The organism is Paraburkholderia sp. SIMBA_054 (genome assembly GCF_046534875.1).
Lineage (GTDB): Bacteria > Pseudomonadota > Gammaproteobacteria > Burkholderiales > Burkholderiaceae > Paraburkholderia > Paraburkholderia hospita.
The window spans coordinates 188,731-203,971 of the sequence record NZ_JAWRXV010000014.1 but is presented as its reverse complement, the minus strand read 5'-3'; the positions used below and the strand labels follow the sequence as shown (position 1 = coordinate 203,971).

Here is a 15,241-nt window from a genome sequence, read left to right as displayed (position 1 = left end):
CGCATCATCCCTTTACGAACAGCAGCATTTCCTGCGGTCGCTGTGCACTCGCGCCCTCGTTGGGGTTGCCGATCACCAGCAGCTCGCTCGCCAGCACCAGCGCGTGCTCGGCCTCAACCTCGAACAGCAGGTAACCCGAGCCCGAACGCAACCCGAGGTCCTCGGCATAGTCGATCCCGCGCCGCGCAGCGCCCAGCACGCGACGGCTGCGCAATGACGCATAGACCGACTGGGAGCCGATGACGGCACCGTCCATCCACGCCAGCAGATCGCGATCCGACTGGCCGCGCAGGCCGACCACCAGACGCTCGCCGATCCAGTCCGGATGCAGCGAGATTTCGAACGCGCCGTGGCGGAATTCGAACTTGTGCTCGCGGTACTCTTCGTTGACTTCCGACATAGATTCGCGCAGCGATCGCAACAGCGGCGTGAATACCGAAAGCGGATCAGCGTGATCGTAGTCGGCGGGCACAGGCGGCAGGCCACCGGGTTTGAGCATCGCGAGCGATCCATTAAGCGACGCCAGTGACAGGTAGAGCGAGAGCGGATGAAGATGCGGCGTGCGCAGCGTCGCTTCGGCGAGCGGCAATGCGCTCAGGAGGCTCCGCAAGCGGTCCTTGAGTTCCAGTTGCGTCAAGCGGTCGTCGACTTTCGACGAGGGATTTGCGGTTTGCCGCGCAACGAACGCAGCCTTGCCCCGCAGTTGCCCGAGCAAGGACGCAACGCTCGTCCACAGCGGATTGTCGCGCGCCACTTCCAGCAACGGCGGCAGATGCTCGCCGAGCCGCACCACCTCGTTGTCCTTGTACAGAGAACCGAGCCGTAGATACACATGCATCGCCGAGGGCAGTTCACCTGCCGCGAGCTCGAGATTCGGCATCAGTCGCGGGATATCGGCGGGCGGCGCGTCGGAGACCTGATCCTCGACGGGTGCACTCGCGCTCGAACGGAAGCGCTTGACCTGGGCACTGCGGCGCATCGTGGCCGCGACGGGCAGAACCAGATAGAAATCGATCGGACCGTTTGAGAGCGCTGCCGCGAACGGTTCAAGCGGCAATTCGAGGCGCACCGCACCTTCCGCTTCAGCGCTGTAAGTGACGGCCGTGCCGTCGGGCATGATCGCGTCGAGTTCGAGCACACGCAGCAAACCCGCGGGCAGCAGGCCGTGGTCGAACACCAGACGCCGCACACCCCAGCTGAACGGCGCGGCCGCGAGCGTCTGCCATGCAACGAGCGAATCGATGCGCGACGCCATCTGCTGAAAATGCTGCGGCGAGAGCAGCATGCCCTCGAACCATTCGATACGGTCGGTCACCGCCATGTTGGCGTTATGCATCATCTCGCATCCAGAACGGAAAAGTTGTTGCCTTCGAGCTGCACCACGATGTGGCCGCTGAAGTGCTCGATCCGCACGCGATGCGCGCCCGGACCTTCATAATTGGCAAATACAAACGCGCCGGCAACACGTGGCCCCGAAAAATCATCGCCGCTCACCTCGACGCGCTGTCCAGGCACGATCTCCCAGCTGCGATAACGCAGATTCTTCGGATAGGTGCTGACGAGATCGTTGCGACCCGCGAACCATTTCGACGCCGGCATCTCGGCAATACGGGCAAGCATCGCGTCGTCGCTCACGAGGACGATGTCCACGGCCACGGCGCTGTTGTTGTTCAGTTCGTCGCTGGCGCTCAACGTCACCTGCGACCATTTCGCCTTCTCACCGCTGATCCCGAGGAAGCTGCATCCTCCGAGCGCACCCGCGAGGCACGCCGCTGCGAGGAGCCCCGTTGTTCGCTTCGCCAGCCGCCTGCATGAGCGCGTCCAGTCGCGCGTTAATGCGCGCATCCCACCGTTGATCATCTCGATCCCACTCCAATTCCCATCACCACGATCAGTGAAGCCACCATCACGACGCAGCCCGCGGCAAGCACAAGCTGTCCGCGCGTGAACGTGAAGCGCAACACGGGGTTCAGTTCGACTGCGCCGCGCGCATCGACGGCCGCCACTCGCTCCGAGGGCAATCCCGCCGAGACCAGTGCGATCACCGTACACACTGAAAGCAGGCTCAGCACGTTGCGCGGTCCCTCGCACATCAGATCGACAGTGACGAGGAGGATGCCTGCTGCTTCGACGGGCAGATTGAGTAGCGACAGCACCAGCCCCGTATAGCCGACAGTCGCGACACCGTTCTGCCCGGCCGATACGAATGCGGCAATGACGGACGCCGCACAGATCACCACGATCTCACCCGGGCCAAGCGGCCGTTCGTAGAGGTTGGCGACGAACACCGTCGCCAGCGTGTAATACAGCGCCGAGCCGGCCCGTACGAACACCGAGCCGAACGGTACGACCAGCTCTACGACGCCGCGGCTAAATCCGAGGCGCTCACTCATCGCTTCGATGGTGTGGGGAATGGGCGCTGTGGCGCTGCCCGACGTGAGTCCGATCAAAAGCGGCGCCTTCAGGCTGCCGAGTACCCGCAAGAATGGCTGTCCCGCGCGCGCTGCGATCGTGCCGATCGCCACGGCCGAGAGCACGATGATGGACACGGCGAAGCACAGCAGCAGGCTGCTCATCGCATCGAGGGTCGCGCTTTGCGTGTGCGACGTCAGATTTGCCGCGACCCCGAGTACAAGAACCGGGATCAGCAGGTTCGCATGCGCAATGATGGTTTCGAGCGACCGATAGACACCCTCGAACACATTGCTCAACATCTTCGTCTTCTCGCGCGAGAGCGCGGCGAACGCCATGCCGAACAGAAGCGTGCCCGTCAGGATACCGAGGGAGCGCCCTTCCGCGAGCGCGCGATAGAAGTTGTCGGGAAAGATATCGGCGATGCTCAGTACGCCAGGCGTTGCTTCACCGCTACTGCCACCATGATCGAACAGCGTTACGCGCACCTCTTCCGCATCGCTGGCGCTCTTGAGCACGAGTTCGCCAAGGTGCGCATGCGCTGCCGCGGAAAGGTGCTCGCCAGGCATGATGAGCACGCCCATCAGCGTGCCGACGATTGCGCTGACCACCACCAGCCCGAGCGCAAGCGCGACGATCGTGCCGACCCGCGTGCGCGGCTTCGGCAAGGCAATGACCTGCCGCAGGCCAAAAAATGTCGCTACGACCAGCAGCGGGATCGCTGCCATGTTGACAACGGAGAGATACAGCTGGCCAATGAAATACGCGAATTGCCCGACGGGCTCGGCGAACACGCCGCACAGACCTCCCACCGCCAGGCAGACGATGAGGCCGAGCGTGCTTTGCGAGAGCGTTCGGAGCGTTCTCATTGCGGGCGATTCCAGCCACGCTCGCACGCGTATTTCACGGTTGCACGTGCCAGTTCGAGCGAGCTGTCGATCAGCGCGAGTGGTGGCGCGGCGATACGCTGCGCTGCCAGTGGGATTTCAGTGCAGGCCATCAGCGCCATCGTCACGCCTTCTTCCGCGAGCATCGTAAGCGCGGTCTCAAGATGTGTCGCGGCTGCATCGAGGTCTCCGGACTTCACTTCGTCGATGCAGTCGGCTACGAGCGGCTGCATCGTCTCGTCCGGCGTGACGGGTTCGATGTCGCGTTCGGCGAGCGCGCGCTGATAGAAACCCGACACCAGCGCGCCGCCCGTCGCGAGCACAGCTACGCGTCGTGCCGTGGATGGCACCGCGGCTACGCAGATCTCGGCGATATTCAGCACGGGGGCAGCACTGTGCGCACGGATCTGCGCATACCAGTGGTGCGCCGAATTGCAGGGGATCGCGATCAACCCGACGCTGTTCCTGTTCAGCATGTCGATGCCCGCGAGCAGCGCCGGCAAAGGATCGGCACCATCGTCGAGAATCGCGCTCGAACGGTCTTCTATGTGCGGAAGATTTGCCACGAGGAGCGGCAGATGCTCCTGGTCGCGGCTCGCTTCCGTCAGCCGCACGACCTTGTCCATGAAGTCCACGGTCGCAAGCGGCCCCATGCCGCCAAGTATGCCGATCAATGCCATGGCGGGTCCTAGATCTTCAACGGACGAGGACAGATGACGGAAACGGCGGCTGCATTTCCGATCACGAGAATCAGTGTGCGCAGCATGTCGCAAATCGGATCGACGGCAAGGAACAGGATGAATGCCGCCTCGAACGGCAGACGCAGGTACGAGCATGTCATGCCCACGAGCGAGACGGTAACGAGCCCCGTCATTCCCGCTGAAGCGAACCCCGCCAGAACCGACGCGAGCAGAACGGTGGCCACCTCGACCACGCCGAGCGAATGGCCGTACAGTTGAGCGATGAAAAGCGTTGCACACACGTAGTAGACCATTGGGCCGACACGCAACAGCGAGATCGTCAGCGGCACGAGCAGTTCGACGCGCGAACGCGCGAAGCCAAGGTTGTCGACCAGACTTTCGATCATGCTCGGCATGCACGCCGCGCTGTTGCGGGTAGCGAGCGCGAGTGCGAAAGGCGCGCGCAACGCGTCGAGCGTCTTGCCGAGGCTATGCGTCGAGCGCTTCCAGATGATGACTGCCGCAAGCACCAGCAGGAGTGCGGAGGTAATGAAAAACGCCAGCACGAACTGCAGCATCGCATGCAGCGGGCCGACGCCGGACTTGCCCAGTTGTGCCGCGCTCATACAGAACAGAATGAGCGGCAGCGCGTAGCTCAGCCAGTGCATCAGCTTCTGGCAAGCGTGATAGATCGTTTCCAGCGACTGGCTGAGCCCTACGGAAATACGCTCCGGCACCCGCCCCACGGCAAGACCGAACAGCAGCGCAAAGACCAGCGCCTTCAATGCGTCACCGTTGGCGAGCGCGGCGAAGATGTTGGTTGGCACGAGGCTGGTCAGCACGTCGGAAAAGTTGAGCGATTTTTGCGGCAGATCGGCGCCGTACAGGTTCATCACCGTGTCACTCGACGAACTATCGCTGCCCACCATCAGGCCAAACGTCTGCATCGTGGCCGTCGAAATGTTCGCGCCGGGATGCATGATCAACAGCACGATCGCGCCAACGACCGCAACCGTTACCGATGCACCGAGGAATACCGTAATCACGCGCATCAGCAGACGCGAGGTGCCGCCATCGCGAAAGAGTCGCTGCAGGCTGAAGATCACCGCCGAGATCATGAACGGCAAGGTCGTCATCTTCAGCAGATCGACGTAGATGTCGCCGAGAAAGCCGAGCTTCTGGGACGCCTCGGGTGCGAACAGGCCGAAGGCGCCACCAAGCGCGAGACTACCGATGACGACCCACGGGTTGAGCACGAATGCGTAGATCCTGCTGGAATTCATTGTTCTGGTCTCTTTTTACGCGCTATTTGAATTAGTGATCGGCGGCCTGCAGGACGGTGCTAACGTCCAGCTTTGTGCTACGGTCAGCGAGGAACTGATTGACGAACGAAAGCAGCGCCGGCTCGTTCACGTTGACGCCAATGGCGAGCGTGTCTTCGAGATCCTGCAGCGTCACGACACGCAACCGCAGTGAAGCCGTGGGGTCGACCTTGAGTACGCGCTTCACTTCAAACTCGTCGCGATACGCAGCGGTGACGTCCCCGGCATTGAGCGCCTTGAGCACATCCTCCCAGGTCGCATAGCTGCGAACCTGCGCGTGGGGAAAGTTGTTGACCACATAGCCCGCATATGACGAGTTCGCCACCACGCCGATGGTGCTGTCGTATGAACGCACCACTTCCGGAACGGACCGGCCGTGCGCGAGCTGCGCGAACTTCACCCGATTGAGCAGCAGCGCGCGCTTCAGGCGCAGATAAGGCGTGCTGAAGGCGATCACCGTCGCGCGGGACAGCGTACGCGAGAGCTTGCTGACGGCGATATCAGCTTGCCCCTTGGCGAGCAGACTCACCGTGTCGTCGAACGTGTGCGCATCACGGTTGAATCGCACCTTGACGCGGAGCTTTGCCGCCATCTCGCGGGCGAGATCGATATCGAGCCCCGTGAGCTTGCCGTCATGCTCTTCAAAGAACGGAGGCTGATCCACCGAAAGGACAGCGACCACGAGCTCCCCGCGGCCGATGATGCGCGCGAACTCCGGCGCAAGCAGTCGCCCGTCCGGCATCTGCACGAGACCTGTCGACGTGACGACGGGCGCGCTGGCGGGTGCCGACGCGGCGGGCGCGTTGACCGGTAGCGGCGTTGCGGCGAACGCACCTTGGGCAGTCGCGCCCGCAACCAGCAACCCAATCCCCGTGAGGCATCTGCCAAGCGTGCGCCGAAGGCTATGCATCAGGCTCCGCGCATGCATGCGGCGGGCGTCGTTGCGAACGGAGGTGAGGAGAGAACACGACATGAATTTACCGGTTTCAAAGAGTCGAAGAAGCGGGAAGCGCAGCCATGTCGGCAGCAGCCGGCGATGACGGTTGCGCAACGACAACGGGCGGTGCGGTAGCGGCAACCGGCGGCGACACGTGTGCGTCGTAGGCGGCCGTCTCCGCGGTGGGCGGCGAATGATTCATGCGCGCACCGATCTCCATGCCCAGCAGAAACAGAAGCACGCACAGCAGGACTGCACAGGTGATGGCAATCGTCACCATCCGCGAAGTCATCGAAAAAACGTATTGCATGGTCTCCTCTCACTCAGGCGGTCAAGGTAGTGAACTGCGCCGGCGCGACGACCTGGATCACGCCACCCCACGCACAGGTCAGCTTCGAGGAGTTTTGCAGAGCCGGCATCGATCCGATCAGCACTGTCGGCGAGCCGGGCGCCCACGGCGCGGGCGTAACGGGAATGCACGGCATCGGCGTGAGCGCGCCCAGGGCGGCTGCCGTCGCGGCAGCCACCATCGGGTTGGCCATCGAGCTGCATTGCCCGAAAGGCATGACGTTGACCATCGGCGCGCAATCCATGATGTTGGCCGCCGGCGCGCCGCACATCACCCGGCTTGCAGGCAGCACCTGCAACGCCGACGGCGCGACGCCGAAACTGCATTGCAGCGTGGTGCCCGAAGTAACCTGAATCCCCATATCTGCCTCTTTCTCTCTGCCTTTTGTCCGTGGCTTCTTTATCCTCTGACCCACTTTTCCAGATTCTTGACAAGGCGCGGGCCGGGCGCACCGCCAGCCTGCGGCGCACCCGCATCGGGCGCGTGCCACTCGCCCTGCGGTTTGCCCTGCCTATAGAGCCGTTCCTGCATCACCGTGCCGTCCGGTGCAAAGCGGCGCACGGTGCCGTGCAACAGGTCTGCCTGATACGGCGAACTCTGCACCAGCGCGCCATTGGCAGCGTATTCACGCGTCTCCCCTTCGAGCTTGCCCTTGCTGTAGCGCGCACGCTTCACCACGACGCCGTCGTGCATGAACACGGCTTCCCGCTCCAGCTTTCCCGCCTCGTACGTCAGCTGCGCAGTGACGAGCCCCGAAGGCGCATACGTCGCACTCTCACCGTGCAGCAACCCACTCACATAGTGATTACGGCTCGCCAGACGCCCGGCTTGATACAAAGATGTCACGCCGTCGAGCTTGCCTTTGCGATACTGAGCCTCCTGCACCAGCTGGCCTTGCGCGTCGAAAATGCGCAGGCTGCCGTCGAGCAGGCCGTGCACGTAGTTCGCGCGCGACAGGGCCGTACCGTTCGGCGCGTAATTCACCGTTTCGCCATGCGGCACGCCGTGGACCAGCGACGCGCAGTTGACCAGGTTGCCGTCTGCGTCGCGCGTCTCAACCACGACCGTTTCGACCTCGCCGGTACCGGGCGGCAGACTGGCAGCAAGCGTTGGCGTTGACATGGGCGTTCTCAGTTGAGCTGGACGATGCCGCCCTTGAGGGCGAGCTGGCCACCGCCATCGACGGTCTGCGTGGCCGAGGCCTTGTGCGAAACCGTCATCCCTTCGGTGCTGAGCGTCGTGCCCGCCTTGCTCGCGTGCGACGTACCCGCTTCGCTGGCCAACGACGTCCCTGCTTTGATGCTGATCGAGCCGGTGACTTCGATCACGAGATTGCCGCCTACCTTCAACGTATAGTTGCCGTCGATCTTGTGCGTGTGATTGCCGCTGACGTTGTGCGTGAACCCCGCGTGGTTCGTGTGCGTTTCATCGCCCGTCACGTCGACCGTACGCGTGCCCTTGACGGTGTGCGTCTCTTTACCCTCGCTGACCTCGATGCTGCGATCGCCCTTCTGCACCACATGCGTTTCCGCGCCTGCCTTGACCGTGGTGGAGAGCGCGTTTTCGATCTCGACCGCCATGTCCTTCTGCGCATGGACATACAGCTCCTCTGAATTGAGCTTGTCCTCCATGCGGATTTCATTGCCTGCTGTGCCGCCTTTCGACGAACGGGAGCGGATCACGCTCTGCGTCTGCATCGACGGCAACGTCACAGGCACGGCGTTCGTGCCGTTGTAGACGCAACCCGTTACGAGCGGGCGGTCGGGATCACCGTCGACATAGCTGACCACGACCTCTTCCCCGATGCGCGGCAGGAACAGATGTCCCCAGCCCGGCCCCGCCGATGCCTGCGCGACACGCACCCAGCACGAGCTGTTCTGGTCGGCATCGGGTGTGCGGTCCCAGTAGAACTTGAGCTTGATGCGCCCTTGCGCGTCGGTCCAGATCTCTTCGTCCGATGGGCCCACCACTTTCGCCGTATGCGTCCCCGCCACGACAGGTCTTGGCGTAAGCAGCGGTGCACGAAACGGCACGGTGGCAGGAAAGACGTCGAACTCGTTGCTATACATCAGGTTCGATGCGGCGTGCCGTACGGCGCGCACGACATAGCTCACGTTCAGCGCGCTGTCCGGATGGCCGCTCAACGTGAAGGTGGTGCCTGCCGCGAGGCCGTAATACCCGCCCGCGCCGTGTCCCGTCTGCTGCGCGACGTTGTGCGCCTGGAGCAGCGTGCCGGCGATCTGGTCGCCGTGCGATGCGGCGACGTATTTGCCGGGGAACGTGAAGCGCGACCCGGTCGGAATGCTCGAAGCGCCCTTCGACGACGAAAGCAGCGTGGCCGCCTGTATGTAGTCGTAGTCGCTGACGATGTGCTCGCCTGCCACCACACCACGCGACACTTCGAATGCGCCAAGCCGCTGTACCGCCTGACCGGCGCCCGAGTCGGGTGCGAAATAGAGCGTGCCTGCCGCTGTCGCTTCGTGTGCTGATGGATCGTCCGCCAGCACCATGGTGTGCGCGCCGTCCGCGAAGGTGAAGAAGTAGAAGATGCCTTCCTCTTCCATCAGACGCGAGATGAACTGGAACGCGCTCTCGTCGTACTGGACGCAATACTCGCGCACGAGGTAGTTGCTGCCGTGCTTCGTGCGGTCCTCGAAGGTCACGCTAAAAGTACCCAGCACCTGCTTGATGATGTCGAGCGCACTCTGGTTCTGCCAGATGACGCGGTCCTGGCCGAGCGTCAGCAGCCACAGCCGCGGCGCCAGTTCGGCGGAATAGAAACCGTACTGCACGTCCGCGCCCGAATGCGCGAAGCGCGTGACGATGCCGTTGAAATAGCGCGCGACGCCAGTGTGATCTTTCAGCGTCACCGTCGCACTCTTTCCCACGATCTGCTGCGGGTCGAGCGCCTTGTTCGTCGAACGCATGCGCAGATCGAAGTGAAACAGCTCCGATATGGCTTCACGCCCCCCGAAACCATCGAGCAGCAGCACATCCGTCCCGAACGGTGTCGAGACGGATGCGAAGCAGTTCGTCTGGCTGGGCAGTGTGGACATGCGCTTACGCCTCCTTCGGCAGGAAGCGGAACTCGATGTCGCCCGTCGCGCCCAGCGCAAGATGCACGCCGCCAAACGACTCCGATATCGAGATTCTCTCGAGCACCTGGCGCGCCAGTTCCGGCAGGACCGATTGCGTGAGAATGTGGTCGACGTTGCGCGCGCCGCTGTCCACTTCCTTGCAGCGCTGTGCAATCAGCGTGGCGAGATCCGCGTCCCACGTCAGCTGCGCGAGATGGTTGCGCGTAAAGCGCTGCGCAAGCCGTTCGAGCTTCAGATTGACGATCGCGTTGATCTGCGCGTCGCCGAGGTGGTAGTACGGAACGAGCACGAGCCGGCCGAGAAACGCCGGGCTGAATTGCCTCAGCAGCGCCGGGCGCAGCTTCCCGATCAGTTCATCGGGCGGCGGGCGACGGCCGCCGCGGGATGCTTCCGTAATCACGTCCTGCGCCGCATTCGACGTGAGCAGGATCAGCGTGTTCTTGAAGTCGATGGGGACGCCCTCGCCGTCCTCCATCACGCCCTTGTCGAACACCTGAAAGAACAGTTCCAGCACATCCGGATGCGCCTTCTCCATTTCGTCGAGCAGCACGACGCTGTACGGGCGGCGTCGTACCGCTTCCGTAAGGACACCGCCACGGCCGTAGCCGACATACCCTGGCGGCGCGCCCTTCAGCCCCGAGACGCTATGCGCCTCCTGAAACTCGGACATATTGACAGTGATCATGTTGCGCTCACCGCCGTACAGCAGGTCCGCGAGCGCAAACGCCGTTTCCGTCTTGCCGACGCCACTCGGTCCGACGAGCAGAAAGACGCCGACGGGTTTGCCTGGATCGTCGAGATCGGCGCGGAAAGTGCGCACACGGCGCGCGATGGCGTCAAGCGCCTCGTCCTGGCCTACCACGCGTTCGGCAAGCTTGTCCTGCAGGTAGAGCACCGTATGCAATTCATCGGCGAGCATCCGGCCAACGGGAATACCCGTCCAGCCGGATATCACCTTCGCGACCGTTTCCGAATCGACGCACACGGGGACCATCGGCTCGTCGTTTTGCACGGCTTCGAGCCCTTTCTCCAGTCGCGACAGATTCGCCGTCAGCGACTCACCTTCTTCGGGCTCGGCCGCGCCGCTCTGATCCGCCAGATAGCCGCGAATCCTCTTTCGCCACGTTAGCACCTCTTCCACTGCGCGCTTTTCGGTCGCGAGTTTCTCGGTGAGACGCGAGTGCTGCGCACGCTCGTCTTCGAGCTGCTTCGTGATTGCAGAGAGAGCATCGACGCGGTCAGCGCCCATCGCGGCTTCATGACGCGCGATACGAAGCTGGTTTTCGGCGGTATCGAGCGAGCGACCGAGTGCCTCGATCTCTTCGGGCAAGCCGTTCTGGCCGATCGCGACGCGCGCGCACGCCGTATCGAGCACGCTGATAGCCTTGTCCGGCAACTGGCGCCCGGAGATGTAGCGATGTGAGAGCTTTACGGCATCCCGCACGGCCTCGTCGAGGATCTCGACGCCATGATGCTCTTCGAGCTTCTGAACCATGCCGCGCAGCATCTCGATCGCGACGGCTTCGCTCGGCTCCTCGACCTTTACGACCTGGAAGCGTCGCGCCAGCGCCGGATCGCGCTCCACGTACTTCTTGTATTCGGCCCACGTCGTGGCGGCAATCGTGCGCAGCTCGCCGCGTGCAAGCGCTGGCTTGAGCAGGTTGGCCGCGTCGCCCTGACCTTCGCTGCCGCCCGCGCCGATCAGCTGATGGGCCTCGTCGATGAAAAGGATCACGGGCACAGGTGACGCCTTTACTTCCGCGATCACCGACTTGAGCCGGTTTTCGAACTCGCCCTTCACGCCCGCTCCCGCCTGCAGCAGCGCAAGGTCAAGCGAGCGAACAGAAACGTTGATCAGCGCGGGCGGCACGTCGCCTTGCACGATGCGCTGCGCGAAGCCTTCGACGACAGCCGTCTTGCCGACCCCCGCCTCGCCCGTCAGGATCGGGTTGTTCTGCCGGCGACGCAGAAGCACATCGATCAGTTGCCGGATCTCGGCGTCGCGTCCGCGAATAGGGTCGATCTTGCCTTCGCGTGCAAGGCCCGTCAAATCCACGGTGTATTGATCGAGCGCAGTTTTGCGGCCCTGGCTCGCGCCGCCACCTTGCGCCATGGAAGGCATTGCCCCTTGAGCTTGCGGCGCGGCAGTGGGTGCTGCACTGGCTTGCCCCATTTCCGGTGCCGTCGACGCACGTGCCTGTGCTGCGCCCGCATCTTCAGCCGAACCGGCGAGCACGACGCTGAGGCGCTCACGCAAACTGGCACGAGGTACATTCAGCAGGGCCGGCGCGGACTCGAGCAGCATGCCGCGCAGACTATCTACCTCAAGCAGCGCCAGCACAAGCGTGCCGGAACGGATCTGCTGTTCGCCGAGCAGCATCGAACTCAGAAGCCACGCTTCCTGGAAAAGTGGAGAAAAATTCGGCGACAGCGCAGGCGTTCGGCCATTGCCTCGCTTGAAAAGATCGACGGCTTTCTGAAGTTGGGCGGTAAGCGTTTCAGGCTTGATACCGAAGTGCGCGAGAATCGCGCGCAGATCCGGCGCATCGGATTCGAGCAGCGTCAACAGAAGATGCTCGACGTCGACGTTGTAATGCGTCTGACGCACGCACAATTGCGCGGCCTGCTCCATCGCAAGCTTGCATTCCGGATTGAGCCGGCTCAACAGGGTACGGATATCGATGTCCATGCGCGTTTTTCTCAAAGATTCGTCGGCGCGGGCACGGCGGCTTCGCGCATCGCGAGGCGCACCGGCTTCGGCGTGTGGGTGTCGTTGCTCGCGCCGCCCAGCCAGGAGGTCCAGCCGAGCCGGCCCGCGCGCAAACCGCCCGCTGCGCAGTCGACGCGTTGTGGCGCGAGATGCAGCACGAACTGCACGTCGAAGTCCTGCTGCAGATACGACCGGATCAGCCAGGCCGCCATCGCGTGATCACGGCCACCGGGCAGCAGCGCTTCGAAGCGTGCCTTCGTCAGTTCGGGAAACTCGATGCAGATGCCATTCGCTTCGTCCCACGTGCGACGCCCGAGTACCGCCGCGCCGCCCAGACGCGGTGCGCGCGAACCGGCGCGCGCGAGTCGCAGCGAATCGGCGGCATCGATCTCACGCCAGCCGCCGACAAACTGCGCACCGCGCACCTTGAGACCGAGACGATCGGAGAGCACGGCGCACAAGCCCGTCATCGAACGCGGCGCGGCGCCGAGCAGGCCCGCGTGCCGCATCCACAGGTGTTCGCCGTGCGGGCCATGCGTCGGGCCATTCACGCCCGCGCGGAGCCCGAGATTGCTCAGCGCATCGAGCGCCGCCGCGAGTGCGGATCCATGCGGCGAGCGCCAGTTCAATCCCGGCGCGTGCTTCTTGCGGCTGCGGTAGAGGAATGACAGAAACCGGTGGTTGAAGATATCGAGCAGGTCCGCCGTCGCCGTGTCGCGTTGGGCGCGCCGCGTCAGCACCAGCTCCGTATAGGCCATCGGCAGCGGACCGTTCGCGCCTGCCAGCGTGAGCACGGGCGTCGTCACCGTATAGCTGGCGTGCATTTCGTGCGCTCCGTGCCGCTCGCGCGATGTGTGTCCGTCTTCGTTCGCGGCATCTGCGTGGCCGCCGTCTTGCGACCCGACATGTTCGCGCACGCTGCGGATGTCGCTCGGCTCGAACGCGAGCGAAACATGGCCGGCAAGACGCACGGCCTCGCCATGCCCGTTGCCGCGTCCAAGCGGCCTCGCCCATGGCGCAGCCCGTTCCAGCAGACTGATCGCCTGGAACAGATCGAAGCGCTGCGGATTCGCCTTGAGAAGGGCGATCAGAGCAGCTGCTGGCAGCCCGTCATCGGCTCCCATTGCTTCCATATCTCGTCTCCACGGCGCACGACCAGCCGCACAAAGGAATTGACCGACGTGTACATCGCGAAGAAGCGGGCGAGCACGGCGCCCATCAACAAGGGCGAGCCGCCGACGAAGCTCTCGGGATCGAACTCGACGGTGACCTCGGTGCCGCGGCAGTAGCCACGCCATGCGTCACTGCCGACGTGCGCCGTGACGCTGCGCGCCTCCACGCTCCGGATACCGCGAATCTGGTCCTGCTCACGCGTGCCATCAGACGCGAAAAGCCGCAGCATCTCCTGCAATTGCGCCCGCCCCGTTGCACCGCTCACCAGCGAGTGATAGTTGAGCGTGAGCAGCGAAATCAGCCGCCACAGTGTCTCGCTTCCGAGCGACGGACTGCGCTGCGCGGTCGGCTCATAGAGACAACGCACGCGCGTGTTCTGCGACACCTTCTCGACCATCATGCGGGCGCCAACGGGCACGTGTTCCGCCAGCCGCCGGTTTGTGCACAGCACGTTCGCGTAGATCACGGGCGCACCTGGATCGGACTGCGTGTTGGCGGCATTGACGAAACTCAGGAACATGTCCGTGCCGAGTACGTTTTCGCGCAGGCTGTGTTCGCGCCGTGCCGACCAGAAAAAGGTGGTGCCGTTCGTGTCGACGTGGTCGATGGCGGCAAAACACGGGACCGTTGCAACGCGATCTGTCGACGGGTCCGACGCGACGACGGACGCGATCGAATGAACTTCCGTCATCGACTCGCGCCGCTGATCGGCGACGAGCCTGTATTCATAGTGTCGATGGTCGATGACGATCGGCTCGCTCGTCTGCGAAAACAGATTCACGATGGGTGTGCTGCCAAGCTGAAAATGTTCGGCCCGCAGCATCCCGAGGCCGCGCGGCGCGCGATCGAGATGAAGCACGATCTCGCAACGACGCCCCGATCCGAGCCGCCCTTCCAGATGATGCAGATCGAAGAAATGAAACTTGCGCGGAAAGGCGAAGTACTCCTGCATCAGCGAATAAGCCGGCTGCGCGTTGGGTGGGCGCGGCAACACGTCATCGGTTTCCGCGTAGCCCACTTCGCGCCACGCGCGTGCCGGCAGCAGCGTCGCCGCTGCGCGGCCCTCGGGCCGAACGGAGACATCCGCGACGCCCGACACCAGCAATTCATAGAGCGGCATCGTCACCATCCAGTCGCCGTGGAGGTGGATGCGCAACTGCTTCAGTTCGAGTTCGGAAAAGTCCACGCCCGGCGAGCATTCCAGCGTGAGGCGCAGCGTCGAGTCGTCGCCGAACGCAGCATGACTGATCTTCAACGGCCACAACACCGTGTCCCACGCCGTGCGAAAGCGGCATGTCTCGCCCGTTTCTGTACGAGCCTGCAGGCCCGTGTGACGCGGCACCAGAAACCCGGCGGTCACCTTGCCCTGGGTCGGGTCGAGATCGAATTGCGCGATCGTCATCGACGGTACAGGCTGGACGAGCGATGGACACACGTTGTCGAGCAGCGCCGATGCGACTTGCGGAAACTCCTGATCGAGATCCCGGTGTACCCGCGCGGCAAGAAACGCTGTCGCTTCGATCAGCCGCTCCGTGTGCGGGTCGAGCGATTCCGTGCCATGCAGCGCCAGCCGCGATGCGATCTTCGGATAACGGCGAGCGAAGTCAGCACCTTGCAGACGCAGGTATGACAGTTCGCGCTTGTAGTATTGAAGGATATCGTCGGGCGCCATG

Annotated in this window: 13 protein-coding genes; all 13 read right to left on the bottom strand. The window is 63.5% G+C overall.

The window, feature by feature from the left end:
- Positions 1–4 precede the first annotated feature (4 nt).
- On the bottom strand, positions 5–1,339 hold the full coding sequence (tssK, locus tag SB822_RS19280) for a type VI secretion system baseplate subunit TssK (protein WP_039900817.1): 1,335 nt from the start codon (positions 1,337–1,339) through the stop codon (positions 5–7).
- The gene (locus SB822_RS19275; protein WP_410855431.1) at positions 1,336–1,860 is read right to left on the bottom strand and encodes a hypothetical protein; all 525 of its coding nucleotides are present in this window, start codon (positions 1,858–1,860) and stop codon (positions 1,336–1,338) included. Before SB822_RS19275 ends, tssK begins: the two co-directional genes overlap by 4 nt.
- The gene (locus SB822_RS19270) at positions 1,857–3,281 is read right to left on the bottom strand and encodes a dicarboxylate/amino acid:cation symporter (RefSeq protein ID WP_086917125.1); all 1,425 of its coding nucleotides are present in this window, start codon (positions 3,279–3,281) and stop codon (positions 1,857–1,859) included. The genes SB822_RS19275 and SB822_RS19270 overlap by 4 nt, the downstream gene beginning before the upstream one ends.
- Positions 3,278–3,979, bottom strand: coding sequence for an aspartate/glutamate racemase family protein (locus tag SB822_RS19265; protein WP_007584416.1), 702 nt, complete (start codon positions 3,977–3,979; stop codon positions 3,278–3,280). Before SB822_RS19265 ends, SB822_RS19270 begins: the two co-directional genes overlap by 4 nt.
- 8 nt (positions 3,980–3,987) lie before the next feature.
- Positions 3,988–5,262, bottom strand: a complete 1,275-nt coding sequence (locus SB822_RS19260; protein ID WP_007584414.1) for a dicarboxylate/amino acid:cation symporter — start codon at positions 5,260–5,262, stop codon at positions 3,988–3,990.
- A 31-nt stretch (positions 5,263–5,293) separates the two neighbouring features.
- Positions 5,294–6,211, bottom strand: coding sequence for a substrate-binding periplasmic protein (locus SB822_RS19255; protein ID WP_410855430.1), 918 nt, complete (start codon positions 6,209–6,211; stop codon positions 5,294–5,296).
- Between the two features lie 76 nt (positions 6,212–6,287).
- On the bottom strand, positions 6,288–6,548 hold the full coding sequence (locus SB822_RS19250) for a hypothetical protein (RefSeq protein WP_007584412.1): 261 nt from the start codon (positions 6,546–6,548) through the stop codon (positions 6,288–6,290).
- Positions 6,549–6,561: 13 nt separating this feature from the next.
- Positions 6,562–6,948, bottom strand: coding sequence for a DUF4280 domain-containing protein (locus SB822_RS19245; RefSeq protein WP_353557303.1), 387 nt, complete (start codon positions 6,946–6,948; stop codon positions 6,562–6,564).
- A gap of 38 nt (positions 6,949–6,986) precedes the next feature.
- Positions 6,987–7,709 (bottom strand): toxin-antitoxin system YwqK family antitoxin, encoded by a 723-nt coding sequence (locus SB822_RS19240; RefSeq protein ID WP_410855429.1) that lies wholly within the window; start codon positions 7,707–7,709, stop codon positions 6,987–6,989.
- Positions 7,710–7,717: 8 nt separating this feature from the next.
- On the bottom strand, positions 7,718–9,643 hold the full coding sequence (locus SB822_RS19235; RefSeq protein ID WP_410855428.1) for a type VI secretion system Vgr family protein: 1,926 nt from the start codon (positions 9,641–9,643) through the stop codon (positions 7,718–7,720).
- A 4-nt stretch (positions 9,644–9,647) separates the two neighbouring features.
- Positions 9,648–12,374, bottom strand: coding sequence for a type VI secretion system ATPase TssH (gene tssH / locus SB822_RS19230; protein ID WP_410855427.1), 2,727 nt, complete (start codon positions 12,372–12,374; stop codon positions 9,648–9,650).
- An 11-nt stretch (positions 12,375–12,385) separates the two neighbouring features.
- A complete protein-coding gene (tssG, locus tag SB822_RS19225) occupies positions 12,386–13,528 on the bottom strand; it encodes a type VI secretion system baseplate subunit TssG (RefSeq protein ID WP_114223949.1) in 1,143 nt (380 codons plus the stop codon).
- Positions 13,483–15,240 (bottom strand): type VI secretion system baseplate subunit TssF, encoded by a 1,758-nt coding sequence (gene tssF, locus SB822_RS19220; RefSeq protein WP_410855426.1) that lies wholly within the window; start codon positions 15,238–15,240, stop codon positions 13,483–13,485. The genes tssG and tssF overlap by 46 nt, the downstream gene beginning before the upstream one ends.
- Position 15,241 lies beyond the last annotated feature (1 nt).

What these genes read in the sequence shown, in the direction of transcription:
- SB822_RS19255 (WP_410855430.1), bottom strand. Translation starts at nt 6,211, where the DNA reads ATGCATAGCCTTCGGCGCACGCTTGGCAGATGCCTCACGGGGATTGGG.
- SB822_RS19265 (WP_007584416.1), bottom strand. Translation starts at nt 3,979, where the DNA reads ATGGCATTGATCGGCATACTTGGCGGCATGGGGCCGCTTGCGACCGTG.
- SB822_RS19270 (WP_086917125.1), bottom strand. Translation starts at nt 3,281, where the DNA reads ATGAGAACGCTCCGAACGCTCTCGCAAAGCACGCTCGGCCTCATCGTC.
- SB822_RS19245 (WP_353557303.1), bottom strand. Translation starts at nt 6,948, where the DNA reads ATGGGGATTCAGGTTACTTCGGGCACCACGCTGCAATGCAGTTTCGGC.
- SB822_RS19275 (WP_410855431.1), bottom strand. Translation starts at nt 1,860, where the DNA reads ATGATCAACGGTGGGATGCGCGCATTAACGCGCGACTGGACGCGCTCA.
- SB822_RS19235 (WP_410855428.1), bottom strand. Translation starts at nt 9,643, where the DNA reads ATGTCCACACTGCCCAGCCAGACGAACTGCTTCGCATCCGTCTCGACA.
- SB822_RS19260 (WP_007584414.1), bottom strand. Translation starts at nt 5,262, where the DNA reads ATGAATTCCAGCAGGATCTACGCATTCGTGCTCAACCCGTGGGTCGTC.
- tssH (WP_410855427.1), bottom strand. Translation starts at nt 12,374, where the DNA reads ATGGACATCGATATCCGTACCCTGTTGAGCCGGCTCAATCCGGAATGC.
- tssF (WP_410855426.1), bottom strand. Translation starts at nt 15,240, where the DNA reads ATGGCGCCCGACGATATCCTTCAATACTACAAGCGCGAACTGTCATAC.
- SB822_RS19250 (WP_007584412.1), bottom strand. Translation starts at nt 6,548, where the DNA reads ATGCAATACGTTTTTTCGATGACTTCGCGGATGGTGACGATTGCCATC.
- tssG (WP_114223949.1), bottom strand. Translation starts at nt 13,528, where the DNA reads ATGGAAGCAATGGGAGCCGATGACGGGCTGCCAGCAGCTGCTCTGATC.
- tssK (WP_039900817.1), bottom strand. Translation starts at nt 1,339, where the DNA reads ATGATGCATAACGCCAACATGGCGGTGACCGACCGTATCGAATGGTTC.
- SB822_RS19240 (WP_410855429.1), bottom strand. Translation starts at nt 7,709, where the DNA reads ATGTCAACGCCAACGCTTGCTGCCAGTCTGCCGCCCGGTACCGGCGAG.